12 protein-coding genes are annotated in these 11,932 nt (G+C 68.8%); 4 read left to right on the forward strand and 8 right to left on the reverse strand.

Features of this window, described 5'->3' with window-relative positions:
* Positions 1-75: 75 nt before the first annotated feature.
* The 5 genes from EU805_RS06955 to EU805_RS06975 all read right to left on the reverse strand — a co-directional run bounded on the left by EU805_RS06955 (position 76) and on the right by EU805_RS06975 (position 3,835).
* The gene (locus tag EU805_RS06955; protein ID WP_129763221.1) at positions 76-660 is read right to left on the reverse strand and encodes an HNH endonuclease; all 585 of its coding nucleotides are present in this window, start codon (positions 658-660) and stop codon (positions 76-78) included.
* Positions 661-769: 109 nt separating this feature from the next.
* On the reverse strand, positions 770-1,438 hold the full coding sequence (locus tag EU805_RS06960) for an alpha/beta hydrolase (protein ID WP_129763222.1): 669 nt from the start codon (positions 1,436-1,438) through the stop codon (positions 770-772).
* Positions 1,435-2,067, reverse strand: a complete 633-nt coding sequence (locus tag EU805_RS06965; protein ID WP_129763223.1) for a DNA-3-methyladenine glycosylase — start codon at positions 2,065-2,067, stop codon at positions 1,435-1,437. The genes EU805_RS06960 and EU805_RS06965 overlap by 4 nt, the downstream gene beginning before the upstream one ends.
* Positions 2,064-2,792 carry a cobalt-precorrin-6A reductase gene (locus EU805_RS06970; protein WP_129763224.1) on the reverse strand — a complete coding sequence of 243 codons (729 nt, stop codon included), beginning with the start codon at positions 2,790-2,792 and terminating at the stop codon, positions 2,064-2,066. Before EU805_RS06970 ends, EU805_RS06965 begins: the two co-directional genes overlap by 4 nt.
* Positions 2,789-3,835, reverse strand: a complete 1,047-nt coding sequence (locus EU805_RS06975; RefSeq protein ID WP_129763225.1) for a cobalt-precorrin-5B (C(1))-methyltransferase — start codon at positions 3,833-3,835, stop codon at positions 2,789-2,791. The genes EU805_RS06970 and EU805_RS06975 overlap by 4 nt, the downstream gene beginning before the upstream one ends.
* Positions 3,836-3,932: 97 nt before the next feature.
* Between EU805_RS06975 and cobA the strand changes: the two genes are divergently transcribed.
* The 3 genes from cobA to EU805_RS06990 all read left to right on the forward strand — a co-directional run bounded on the left by cobA (position 3,933) and on the right by EU805_RS06990 (position 7,432).
* Positions 3,933-4,784 carry a uroporphyrinogen-III C-methyltransferase gene (cobA, locus tag EU805_RS06980; RefSeq protein WP_129763226.1) on the forward strand — a complete coding sequence of 284 codons (852 nt, stop codon included), beginning with the start codon at positions 3,933-3,935 and terminating at the stop codon, positions 4,782-4,784.
* Between the two features lie 145 nt (positions 4,785-4,929).
* Positions 4,930-6,201, forward strand: coding sequence for a cobyrinate a,c-diamide synthase (locus EU805_RS06985; RefSeq protein ID WP_129763227.1), 1,272 nt, complete (start codon positions 4,930-4,932; stop codon positions 6,199-6,201).
* A gap of 7 nt (positions 6,202-6,208) precedes the next feature.
* Positions 6,209-7,432, forward strand: a complete 1,224-nt coding sequence (locus EU805_RS06990; protein ID WP_129763228.1) for an MFS transporter — start codon at positions 6,209-6,211, stop codon at positions 7,430-7,432.
* Positions 7,433-7,440: 8 nt separating this feature from the next.
* On the opposite strand, the gene EU805_RS06995 is transcribed toward EU805_RS06990, so the two are convergent.
* The 3 genes from EU805_RS06995 to cysS form a co-directional block, all read right to left on the reverse strand.
* Complete coding sequence (locus EU805_RS06995; RefSeq protein ID WP_129763229.1) at positions 7,441-8,205, reverse strand: squalene/phytoene synthase family protein; 765 nt, start codon at positions 8,203-8,205, stop codon at positions 7,441-7,443.
* A 24-nt stretch (positions 8,206-8,229) separates the two neighbouring features.
* Positions 8,230-9,855, reverse strand: coding sequence for a citramalate synthase (cimA, locus tag EU805_RS07000; protein ID WP_129763230.1), 1,626 nt, complete (start codon positions 9,853-9,855; stop codon positions 8,230-8,232).
* Between the two features lie 67 nt (positions 9,856-9,922).
* The gene (gene cysS / locus EU805_RS07005; protein ID WP_129763231.1) at positions 9,923-11,359 is read right to left on the reverse strand and encodes a cysteine--tRNA ligase; all 1,437 of its coding nucleotides are present in this window, start codon (positions 11,357-11,359) and stop codon (positions 9,923-9,925) included.
* Positions 11,360-11,556: 197 nt separating this feature from the next.
* Between cysS and EU805_RS07010 the strand changes: the two genes are divergently transcribed.
* Positions 11,557-11,907, forward strand: coding sequence for an MmcQ/YjbR family DNA-binding protein (locus tag EU805_RS07010; protein WP_129763232.1), 351 nt, complete (start codon positions 11,557-11,559; stop codon positions 11,905-11,907).
* Positions 11,908-11,932: the final 25 nt, after the last annotated feature.

An 11,932-nucleotide genomic window follows, 5' to 3' on the forward strand; every position in this document is an offset into this window, starting at 1 on the left:
TTGGATGCGTTAGCGGTAACGCCTGCGTGTTACCCACGCGCGCGGCCAAAGTCTAGCGTCCGAAAGCGGGCTGCGTCACGCGTCCAGTTCGGCGTCCCAGTAGAGGTAGTCCATCCAGCTGTCGTGCAAGTGTCCCGGCGGGAACTTGCGACCGACGTTCTGAAGCTGCATCGGGTCGGGCTGGCGGGGCGGGGTGCGCAGGGTCATCCCCGACTGCTTGAGCGATTGCGACCCCTTGCGCAGGTTGCAGGGGCTGCAGGCCGCGACCACGTTGGTCCAGCTGGTGATCCCGCCCCGCGCGCGCGGCACCACGTGATCGAAGGTCAGATCGCCCCGCGCACCGCAATACTGGCAGCAGAATTCGTCCCTCAGAAAAAGATTGAAGCGCGTGAAGGCCACGCGCTTCTGGGGTTTGACGTAATCCTTTAGCACCACGACCGAGGGGATCCGTATGATCGTCGAGGGGGAGTGCACGACCTCGTCGTATTCGCTGACGATCTGCACCCGGTCCAGAAACGCCGCCTTCACCGCGTCCTGCCAGGGCCAGAGACTGAGCGGGTAGTAGCTGAGCGGGCGATAATCCGCGTTCAGCACCAAGGCTGGAAAGTGCTTCAGCCCCGCGGGGGAGTGCACGAATTCAGATCGAAAGTCGCCGTCCATGTCTGCGCCGTCCCGTATGCCGAGGCGCGGCCCATATGGCGCGCCACCTGTCAAGGGCGACTATATCTGGGGTCCGTCAGATTCCAAATGAAATCTGGGTGACAGTTTTTCAGTCCATGCCCAGCCGGTCGAGCATGAAGGCCAGGGCGACCTGCAACCCGTCGGGGGCGATCCCGTGGGCCGTGCCTTTCATGACGTGGGCGTAGACTTCGCTCCAGCCGGCCTCCTGCAGGGCCTCGGCGGCGGCGGGCAGCGATTGCGGCGGCACCACGTCGTCCTGATCGCCGTGGATGAGCAGCACGGGCGGACGGCTGACGGCCTGGTCGGCCAGCAGTTCGGGCTGCAGCAGACGCCCCGAGAAGGCGACGAGGCCCGCCACCGGATCCTCCCGCCGGGGCAGCACGTGCAGGGCCATCATGGTGCCCTGGCTGAAGCCCAGCACGATGACCTGTTCGGGCAGCAGGTCCTCTTCGACCATCACCCCGTCCAGGAAGGCGTTCAGATCCTCGGCGGCGCGCAGCATCCCGGCCTCGGATTCCTCTTCCGAAGACCCGTCGATCCAGGGGATCGGGAACCACTGGTAACCCATCGGCGCGCCCGCGCAGGCCTCCGGCGCGTCGGGCGACAGGAAGAGCGTGTCGGGCATGTGTTCGGCCAGCGGATCGGCCAGGCCCAGCAGGTCGGCCCCGTTGGCGCCGTAGCCGTGCAGGAAGACGACGGCGGCGCGCACCTCTCCCGATGCGGGGTCGCGGCGGCCTGCGGTAAGTGCACGTGTCATCTGATCCCTTCCCGTGACTTGACATGAGCGTAGTAGGCCCAGAGCACGCGCGCCGCAACCGACCGCCACGGTGCCCAGGCTTCCGCCATGGCGCGCAGGTCGCGGTCACGGGGCCGCTTAGGCAGTTCATAGAGCATCCGCGCACCCTCCTGCAGGGCAAGGTCACCCGCGGCAAGCACATCGGCCCGGCCGAGGCTGAACATCGCGTAGATCTCCGCCGTCCAGACGCCGATGCCCGGCACCTGCGTGAGCCGCGCCACCACCTCCTCCGTCGGCAGATCGCGCAAGGCGGCGAAGTCGATCCCCGCCTGCGACAGGGCGATGGCATAGCGTGCCTTGGGTCGCGACAGGCCCAGGGCCCGCAGCGCCTCCACGTCCGAGGCGGCGACGGCCTCCGGCGCGGTCATGCCGGCGGCCTCCAACCGGCCCCAGATCGCACTGGCCGAGGCCACGCTGACCTGCTGGCCGCAGATCGCCGACAAGAGCGCATCGAAGCCGTCCCCCTGCCGGCGCAGCGGCAGCACGCCCACGGTCTTCAACGCATGGGCCATCCGCGGATCGGCCTCCGCCAGGAATGCCGCCCCTTCCGCCACGCAGGCGTCGACCTCGATGATCCGCCCGACACTCATAGCCTGTCCACCCAGTCGAGACAGGCCTGCACCGTCTCGGCGATCGGCGCATCGGGCGGCGGCGGGCGGCGGATCATCAGGACCGGCAGGTCCAGGTCCGCCGCCGCCGTCAGTTTCGTGCGCGATGCAGCCCCGCCCGCGTTCTTCACCACCAGCACGTCGATCCCCAGTTGCGAAAACACGTCGCGTTCCTGTGCGACCGAAAACGGTGGTCGCCCGATCAGGAACTCGCCGCCTTCGAAGGGAAACGGCGCTGTCGGCGGGTCGATCTGGCGGCAGATCACCCGGCGGCCCTCCAGCCCCGAAAAGCGCGCCAGCGTCTGGCGCCCCGTCCCCAGGAACACCGTCCGCCCGGGCGGGATCAGCGCCGCGGCGTCCTCCTCCCGATCGATATGGGTCCAGCGATCCCCGGGACCCGCGACCCAGGGCGCGCGCAAGTGGTAAAGGTAGGGCAACCCTAGCTCCGCGCAGACCCGCGCCGTACGCGCGGTGATCCGGGCGGCGAATGGGTGCGTGGTGTCGAGAACGGCGGTGATGCCATTGGCCGCAAGGTAGGCCCTGAACCCCGCTTCCCCGCCGAAACCGCCGCTGCGCGTCGGCAGGGCCAGCGTCTCGGCCTGTCGCGTGGCCCCCGCCAGAGAGGCGACAGCGTCCGTGCCGCGCTCCGCCAGGGCCTGGGCGATCCGGCGCGCCTCGCCGGTTCCGGCCAGCAGCAGAAGCGTCATGACGCGGCCCGCCCGATGATCTCTCCGGCGCGGTCGATGACGACGATGTCGAATGTCATGTGCGCTCCGAACCTGTCCGTTACCTGCGCCAGGGCCTTGCGCGCCACGGCCTCCCCCAACGGTTTGCCCGCGATCTGGTAGGCCTGCAAGGCGGTCGCGGCCTCGGCCAGTTGCGGTTGGTCCACCAGCCGGGCGAGCGCGCCGAGATCGACCTGCGAGCGGGAAGAGTGCAGATCCAGTTCCCCCTGTGCGAGTTTCGCCAACTTGCCGATGCCGCCCCCGATCGTCACATGGGCCACGGGGTGACGCGACAGGTACTTCAGCATGCCCCCCGCGAAATCGCCCATGTCCAGCATCGCGTGATCCGGCAGATCGTAGAGCCCTTGCACGACCCGTTCGCTGGTCGCCCCGGTGCAGCCCGCGACATGGGGCAGCCCCGCCGCCCGCGCCACATCCACGCCGCGGTGGATGGAGGCGATCCACGCCGCGCAGGAGAACGGCCGCACGACACCGGTGGTGCCCAGGATGGACAGCCCCCCCTCGATCCCGAGCCGCGGGTTCCAGGTGCGTCTGGCGATCTCCGCCCCGCCCGGTATGCCCACGGTGATCGTGACATCGGGCGGCTGGCCATGCGCCAGCGCTTGCGCCGCGACGACGGCGGTCATCATGTCCCGCGGGACCGGGTTGATCGCGGGATCGCCCACGGGGATCGGCAGGCCGGGCCTGGTCACCCGGCCAACGCCCTCGCCCGCACGGAAGATCACGCCCCCGGAACTGGCGGACACCCGCACCTTGATCAGCGCCCCGTGGGTCACGTCCGGGTCGTCGCCCGCGTCCTTGGTTATCCCGACTTCGGCCCAGCCCGGGCCTTCGTCCGTATGGGCCAGCGCGAAAACCGGGGTCTCGCCCCGCGGCAGGGTGATCGTGACGTCCTGGGGAAAGGTTCCGCCCCACAGCCGCTGCAGCGCGGCCTTCGTCGCGGCCGTTGCACAGGCGCCCGTGGTCCAGCCACGGCGCAGGGGACCGTCGGGCTTGCGTGTCATGACCGGACTATAGGCAGCGCCCGGGCCGTCGCCAAGGGACCGCGATGCGCCGCGGCGAGGACTTTTCAATACGCGCCCCCTGCGTCATAACCGGCGCATGACCCACACGCCCGCCCTCCCCGCGCACGACTGGCCTTCGCTGGACCCCGGCTGGGTCTGGCTCTGCGGCGCGGGTCCCGGTGATCCGGGATTGCTGACCCTGCACGCGCTCAATGCCCTGCGCCAGGCAGAGGTCGTGATCTACGATGCGCTGGTGCAGGAGACGATCCTCGACTGGGCCCCGCAGGCCGAACACATCTACGCCGGCAAGCGCGGCGGCAAGCCTTCGTCCAGGCAGCGCGACATCTCCCTGCGGCTGGTGGACCTCGCGCGGGCGGGCAAGCGTGTGCTGCGGCTGAAGGGGGGCGATCCCTTCGTCTTCGGTCGCGGCGGGGAAGAGGCGCAGACCCTTATCCAGCACGACGTGCCGGTACGGATCATCCCCGGCATCTCCGCCGGGATCGGAGGCCTCGCCTACGCCGGCATCCCGGTCACCCACCGCGACGTGAATCAGTCGGTCACCTTCGTCACCGGACACGACCAAAGCGGAGAGACACCGTCCTCCCTCGACTGGGCCGCGATCTCGCGCGGCAGTCAGGTGCTGGTGATCTACATGGGCATGAAGCACATCGCCCGCATCGCTGGGCACCTGCTGGAGGCCGGCCGCGCCCCGTCCGAGCCGGTGGCCGTCGTGACCGATGCGACCACCGATCGCCAGCAGGTTCTGGAGACGACGCTCGCCGCCCTGGTGGACGACCTCGCCGCCTCCACGCTCGAACCGCCCGCCATCATCTGCGTAGGCCGCTCGGTCCTGATGCGGCAGGTGCTCGATTGGCAGGGGCTGGTCGCGGGCCAGCCCCCGCGCGACCTCGACCCTCTGGGCCGCGGTCTGCCGGCCGAGATCGCCTGACCGTGCCACCCAAGGCGCGGCCCTCGTTCATCTGGCCAGTTAAACTCCCGCCGGAGGCGCATGTCTCAGCAAGCGCATCCGATCGAACCAGGGCATTCAATTTCCTCGCTTTTTCCCAAATACTCCCGCCGGAGGCGTCCGTCCGATGCAACCGCCGCGCGGCCTGATCCTCTCGGCGCCGTCGTCCGCCAGCGGCAAGACGACCGTGACGCTGGGCCTTCTGCGCGCGCTGGCGCAGCGCGGCGTTCCCGTGCGCGGCGCGAAATCCGGCCCCGACTACATCGACCCCGGCTTTCACGCCGCGGCCTGCGGTCAGCCTTGCCTGAACCTCGATGCCTGGGCGATGCCGCCGGACCGGCTGCGGGCACGCGCCTCCGGTCCGGGGCTCTTGCTGGTCGAAGGCGCGATGGGCCTCTTCGACGGCGCACCGCCCGAGGGGCGCGGCGCCACCGCCGACCTCGCCCGGCTTCTGGATCTGCCCGTGGTACTGATCGTCGACGCGGGCCGGATGGCCCAGTCCATCGCCCCGCTCGTCGCGGGGTTCGCGCATCATGATGCAAAGGTGCGCATCGCGGGCGTGATCCTCAATCGGGTGGGGTCCGACCGGCACGTCGCGATGCTGCGCCGCGCGCTCGCCCCCCTCGGACTGCCGGTCTTGGGCGCACTCCCGCGATCGACAAGGCTCGCACGCCCCTCCCGCCATCTCGGTCTCGTCCAGGCCGAGGAGGACCCGAGCCTCGGCGCCTTCCTCGACGCCGCCGCCACGCAGGTGGCAAGCCATGTCGACCTGGACGCGCTCATGGATCTCGCAGCCCCCCTGGCCCCTGCACATGCGCCATTCGCAAAGCCATTGGCGCAGCGGATCGCCGTCGCTCGGGACGCGGCCTTCGGCTTTTCCTACCCCCACCAACTTGCCGAATGGCGCGCCGCCGGGGCCGAGGTCACGCCCTTCTCGCCCCTCGCGGACGACCCGGTGCCGAAGGCCGACCTGGTATTCCTGCCCGGCGGTTATCCCGAGTTGCATGCAGGCCCGCTCGCGGCGGCGACGCGCTTCATGCAAAGCCTGAGGTATGCTGCCCAAACCACTGACGTGTATGGAGAATGCGGCGGATACATGGTGCTGGGTCAGTGCCTGACCGATGCCCGTGGAACGGACCACCGGATGGCGGGCCTGCTCGATCTGCAGACCTCGTTCGAGGCCCGCAAGCTGCACCTGGGATATCGCAGCCTGCGAACCGATCACGCCCCTCTCGCCGGACCTTGGGCAGGGCACGAGTTCCACTACGCGACCACGCTCCATGCCCGGGGCGATCCATTGTTCGACGCCTGCGATGCGGAGGGCACGCCGCTGCCGCCGATGGGCTTGCGCGCGGGTCGGGTCGCGGGATCTTTCGCTCATCTCATCGACAGGACATAAGGCGGTCATGACACAGACTACCGATGACCGCATCGCCCGCCGCAACGTCGGCCTTCTCGTTGCAGCCCAGGCGATCCTCGGCAGCCAGATCACGATGATCTTCGTCGTGGGTGGCCTGGCCGGTCAGCAGTTGTCTCCCATTGCCTGCCTTGCCACGCTGCCCATTTCGGTCATCGTCTTCGGATCGATGACGACGGCCCCCTGGCTGTCGAGCCTGATGCAGACCCGCGGACGCCGCGCGGGCTTTCTGACCGGGGCCGCCGGCGGCCTGGTCGGCGCGGGGCTGTCGGCCTACGCCATCGTGATCGAGAGCTTCACGCTCTTTTTGCTCGGCAGCTACCTCACCGGCATCTACATGAGCGCGCAAGGCTTCTTCCGCTTTGCCGCCGCCGATACCGCCTCCGAGGCGTTCCGGCCGAAGGCGATCTCCTACGTGCTGGCGGGCGGTCTGGTCTCCGCCGTGATCGGACCGCAGCTTGTCAGCTATCTGACCATCGGCAACCCCGACGCCACTGTCGCGCGGTTTTTGCCGGTCTACTACGGCGCGATGGCGCTGAACGTGGTGGGCCTCGTGCTGTTCCCGCTGCTACGCATTCCCAGGCCCCCCGCCCCGGCGGAAGGCGACGATCGCGGACGCAGCGTGGCAGAGTTGCTGACCACTCCGCGCATCGCGGTGGCGATCATCTGCGCGATGGTGGCCTACGCGCTGATGAACCTGGTGATGACCTCGACCCCGCTGGCTGTGGTGGGCTGCGGCTACGCGGTCTCGGATGCGTCCAACGTGGTGACGGGCCACGTGCTTGCGATGTTCGCGCCCAGTTTCTTCACCGGTCACCTGATCGCGCGGTTCGGCGCGGAGCGGATCATCGGCACGGGCCTCGCGCTGCTGGCGGGCGCGGGTGTCGTGGCGCTGTCGGGGGTCGAGCTGGGCAATTTCTACCTGGCGCTCGTCCTGCTGGGGCTTGGCTGGAACTTCGGCTTCATCGGCGCGACCACGATGCTGGCGGGCGCGCATACCCCGGCAGAGCGTGGGCGGGTGCAGGGGCTGAACGACATGATCGTCTTCGGCATGGTCACGCTGGCATCCCTCGCCTCGGGCGGGTTGATGAACTGCGCTGGCGGGTCCGCCGTTCAAGGCTGGTCCTACGTGAACCTTGCCATGGTGCCGTTCCTGGTCCTGGCGGGCTCTGCCCTGATCTGGCTGGCACAGGGCCGCGCGCGCCGGGCCTAGAGTCTCCCCTAGACCCGTCCCGTCAGCGCCGCCCGGGCCAGCGCCATCCTATCGCGCAGCGCAGAGGGTGCGAGCGCGCCCTTCACCACCAGCTCCGGCATTTTCGCAGCCCGGCGCAGGACTGCGACTGACGCATGGGCCGGCAAGAGCGCCGGTCGTGCCGGGGCCGCCACCGCTTTCTGCGCCGCGCGGCCCTGCTTCAACCGCGCGAGGGCCGACCGGGCCAGGGACCTGACCCCTTCGGGCGTGCCGTCGATCAGGGGTTTTCGCCCCGCCTCCTCCAGCGCAGGAATCGCCTGCAGGAATCCCGCGACGCCGGAGCCGTAGGCGATGTCGCGCACGGGCGCCTCCGCCTCGGCGCCCAGGAGCCGGGCGGCGGTCCACATCAGCCCACCGGAGGTCGCGTCGATGTAGGCCTCGAAATGCGCCTGGTCCTCGAAGGTGTCGGAATAGACGTCCCAGCGTCGCGCGGCGATCAGCGCGTCCAGGGTCTCCGCCCCTTCGGGGTCCAGTACCGCGGCCAGTTCGTCCGTCACCTCGTGACGCCGCACCGGGCCGCCGGAGCGGACCTCCTCCAGCACGTCGCGCCACCACTGCAGCCGCATCTCCGCGATCATCGGCTCCTTGGTGACCCAGGGCGCGCGGCTGACCTCGATATTGAAGGCATAGAGCGCGAACAGGATCCGCCGCGCGGACAGCGGGGCCGCCATCGCCGCGCGGAACCGCATGGGATCGGCGCGTTCGACCAGCCGGGCGCAATCCTCAAAGGCCATGCTTCCTCGCTTTTTTCAATATACTCACGTCGCGACCTCGGCTCCGTCGCGGACCAGCTTCCAGTTGATCGCATCCACCAGCGCATCGAAGGACGCGTCGACTATGTTGGCCGAGACGCCCACCGTGGACCAGGTCCGCCCTTCGCTGTCGGCGCTGTCGATGATGACCCGCGTCACGGCCTCGGTCCCGCCGTTGGTGATGCGCACCTTGAAGTCCACGAGGTCGACGTCCTCTATCAGCTCCTGGAACGGGCCAAGGTCCTTGATCAGCGCGCGGCTGAGGGCGTTCACCGGGCCCTGGTCGCGGCCGTCGGGCCCCTGGCTTTCCGAGACGTTGAGCTTGCGCTCGCCCGCGATCTTGACCACCACCACGGCCTCGGACAGGGACACCATCTTGCCGCGCTTGTTGCGGCGGCGTTCGACGGTGACGCGGTAGCGCTTGACCTCGAAGAATTCCGGCATCAGGCCCAGCTCCCGCCGGGCCAGCAGTTCGAAGCTGGCCTGTGCCGTGTCGTAGGAATAGCCATTGGCCTCCTTCTCCTTGATCCGGTCGAGGATGCGCGCGAGGCGCGGATCGCCCTTCTCCACTTCGATGCCCGCCTGCATCAGGCGTTCGCGCAGGTTCGACTGGCCCGCCTGGTTCGACATCGGCACGATGCGGCTGTTGCCGACCAGCGCGGGGTCGATGTGTTCGTAGGTGGTCGGATCCTTGGCGATGGCGCTGGCGTGCAGGCCCGCCTTGTGGGCGAAGGCGGCACTGCCGATGAAGGCCGCCTGCTTGTCAGGGACGCGGTTCAGGATATCGTCCAGCGTGCGGCTGGCGGCCTTCAGACCGCGCAGGGCCTTCGGCGTGACGCCGGTCTCGAACCGGCTGGCGAAGGGTTCCTTGAGCAGCAGGGTCGGAATGAGCGTCGTCAGGTTGGCGTTCCCGCAACGCTCGCCCAGCCCGTTGAGCGTCCCCTGGATCTGGCGCGCCCCGGCCTGCACGGCGGCAAGCGAATTGGCAGCGGCGTGTTCGGTGTCGTCATGGGTATGGATACCCAGCCGGTCGCCGGGAATGCCGCTGTCGATCACGGCGGCGGTGATTTGCGAGACCTGCTCGGGCAGCGTGCCGCCGTTGGTGTCGCACAGGACGATCCAGCGCGCGCCGGCGTCGTAGGCGGCGTGGACCGCCTCCAGCGCGTAGTCGGGATCGGCCTTGTAGCCGTCGAAGAAGTGTTCCGCGTCGAAGAGCGCCTCGCGCCCCTGCGCCACGATATGCGCGATCGAGGCACGGATGTTGTCGGTGTTCTCTTCGTTGGTGATGCCAAGTGCTGTCGAGACGTGGAACGAATGGCTCTTGCCCACGATGCAGACCGCGGGCGTGCCGGCATTCAGCACCGCCGCCAGCACATCGTCGTTCTCGGCCGAGCGGCCCGCCCGCTTGGTCATCCCGAAGGCCGCGAGCGTGGGCGTGGTCTGGCCCACCGCGTCGAAATAGTCCGAATCGGTGGGGTTCGCCCCGGGCCAGCCGCCCTCGATGTAGTCGACCCCAAGGTCGCTGAGGACCTGCGTGATCCGCAGCTTCTCGTCGGTGGAGAACTGCACGCCCTGCGTCTGCTGCCCGTCACGCAGCGTCGTGTCGTAAAGGTAAAGGCGTTCCCTGCTCATGGCCGCCCCCCCGGCGTGATCCCTGCATGAGCCAAGACAACCTTTGGCCGCATCGTCGCCCGTTGCGTCATTCCATGTCCTCCAGCCGGCTGGCGTCGAAACCGGGGCCTGCCGTCCAGGTCGCCTGTCCGCCCACGTCCGTGACCTGGACGCCGGCGTCGGTCAGGATGTCGCGCACGCGGTCCGCCCGGTCCCAGTCACGGTCGGCGCGCGCCTGCGCCCGCTCCGTCAGCAGCGCGTCGATCCGCGCGGCCACCTTCTCCGAGACCCCGTCACCGCCTTCACCCCCATCGAGCCGCGGCAGCGCCGACCAGTCCGGGACGAGGCCCAGCAGGTCCAGCCCGTAGGCGAAGCCCGCCAATTGCGCCGCCGTCTTGCCCTTGGACAGGACGTGCAGCCGGGCCAGGGCGCCGGGGGTGTTCAGATCGTTGGCCAGGACGCCCAGGAACTCCGGGTCCGCCTGCCACTTGCCGTCGCGGCGCAGCGCCTCGATCAGGTTCGGCCCGAAGCCGTGCCCGGCGAGGATGCCCATCCAGCGGCGCAGCGTCGTCTCGGCCTCGGCGCGGCGCGTCTCGGTCCAGTCCATCGGCTTGCCGTAGTGGGTGCCCAGAAAGACCAGCCGGATGACCTCTCCGGCGATGCCCTTGTCCAGCAGGTCGCGCACGGTGAAGAAGTTGCCCAGGCTTTTGGACATCTTGCGCCCTTCGACCTGCAGCATCTCGTTGTGCAGCCAGACCTGCGCGAACTCGCCGTCCGGCGCGGCGCAGCAGCTTTGCGCGACCTCGTTCTCATGGTGGGGGAACATCAGGTCGGTGCCGCCGCCGTGGATGTCGAAGCTGTCACCGAACAGCGCCCGCGTCATGGCGGAGCATTCGATATGCCAGCCCGGACGCCCCATTCCCCAGGGGCTGTCCCAGCCCGGTTGCCCGTCGCCCGAGGGCTTCCACAGCACGAAATCCATCGCGTTGCGCTTGTAGGGCGCGACCTCGACCCGCGCGCCCGCGATCATGTCGTCGAGCGACCGGCCCGAGAGCGCCCCGTAGGCCTCGTAGCTGTCGACGGCGAAGAGCACGTGGCCTTCCGCCTCGTAGGCATGGCCGCGCGCGATCAGATCCTCGATCATCGCGATCATCTGGGGGATATGGCCGGTCGCGCGCGGCTCGTGGTCGGGCCTGCGCGCGCCGAGCGCGTCCATGTCCTCGTGATACCAGCGGATCGTCTGGGCGGTGATGTCGCCGATCTCGCGCCCGCTTTCGGCCGCGGCGGCGTTGATCTTGTCGTCCACGTCCGTGAAGTTGCGCGCGTAAGTGACGGCGGCTTCACCAAAGACCTCGCGCAACAGGCGGTAGAGCACGTCGAAGACCAGAACGGGCCGGGCGTTCCCCAGATGCGCGCGGGCATAGACGGTGGGCCCGCAAAGGTAGATGCGGACATTCCCGGGATCGAGGGGGACGAAGTCCTCCTTCCGGCGGGTCTTGGTGTTGTGCAGTCGGATCGTGGTCATGGGGCCTCGCGGACGGATTGCGGCGCGGCGGCAGACCTAGCGGTTTCGGTTCAGGAGAGGAACGTGAAAAAGCGGCCTGCCGAACGGATCAGCAGGGAATAATGCAGCAAATGAGGATGCAGCGCTTGTTCATGGCAACTGACTAGCAGCCGTCACCCCGCTTGCCAAGCGTCAAGGTATCCGGGCAGGCTCGGGGCATGAGCCGACAGATTGCGACAAACATCTGCACCGCCCTGCCCGGTTCGACCTGCGACGACCTGCTGGGTCCGGGCCACGACAGCTGGAAAGTCGGCGGCAAGATATTCGCCTCGATCGGGGCGGCCTCTTCCACCGTGTCGGTCAAGACCGACAGCGTCGAGACCGCAACCATGTTGATCGACGCCGGGGCGGCACGGCGGGCGGCCTATTTCCACCGCTCCTGGGTCGCCGTCCCGCTGGACGCAGCACCGGAGGACCTGCGCCACAGGCTCGTCACCTCCTACACGCTGATCCGGGCAAAGCTGCCGAAGTCGGTTCGCGATGAATTGCCCCCCTATCCAGAGGGTTGACACGCCGCTGCCGGAACTGTCGGGT

The organism is Salipiger sp. IMCC34102 (genome assembly GCF_004145405.1).
Classification (GTDB): Bacteria; Pseudomonadota; Alphaproteobacteria; order Rhodobacterales; family Rhodobacteraceae; genus Loktanella.

Coding starts and splice junctions, on each gene's coding strand:
- EU805_RS06960 (WP_129763222.1), bottom strand. CDS start 1,438: ATGACACGTGCACTTACCGCAGGCCGCCGCGACCCCGCATCGGGAGAG.
- EU805_RS06995 (WP_129763229.1), bottom strand. CDS start 8,205: ATGGCCTTTGAGGATTGCGCCCGGCTGGTCGAACGCGCCGATCCCATG.
- EU805_RS06975 (WP_129763225.1), bottom strand. CDS start 3,835: ATGACACGCAAGCCCGACGGTCCCCTGCGCCGTGGCTGGACCACGGGC.
- cimA (WP_129763230.1), bottom strand. CDS start 9,855: ATGAGCAGGGAACGCCTTTACCTTTACGACACGACGCTGCGTGACGGG.
- EU805_RS06970 (WP_129763224.1), bottom strand. CDS start 2,792: ATGACGCTTCTGCTGCTGGCCGGAACCGGCGAGGCGCGCCGGATCGCC.
- EU805_RS06955 (WP_129763221.1), bottom strand. CDS start 660: ATGGACGGCGACTTTCGATCTGAATTCGTGCACTCCCCCGCGGGGCTG.
- EU805_RS07010 (WP_129763232.1), top strand. CDS start 11,557: ATGAGCCGACAGATTGCGACAAACATCTGCACCGCCCTGCCCGGTTCG.
- EU805_RS06985 (WP_129763227.1), top strand. CDS start 4,930: ATGCAACCGCCGCGCGGCCTGATCCTCTCGGCGCCGTCGTCCGCCAGC.
- cobA (WP_129763226.1), top strand. CDS start 3,933: ATGACCCACACGCCCGCCCTCCCCGCGCACGACTGGCCTTCGCTGGAC.
- EU805_RS06965 (WP_129763223.1), bottom strand. CDS start 2,067: ATGAGTGTCGGGCGGATCATCGAGGTCGACGCCTGCGTGGCGGAAGGG.
- EU805_RS06990 (WP_129763228.1), top strand. CDS start 6,209: ATGACACAGACTACCGATGACCGCATCGCCCGCCGCAACGTCGGCCTT.
- cysS (WP_129763231.1), bottom strand. CDS start 11,359: ATGACCACGATCCGACTGCACAACACCAAGACCCGCCGGAAGGAGGAC.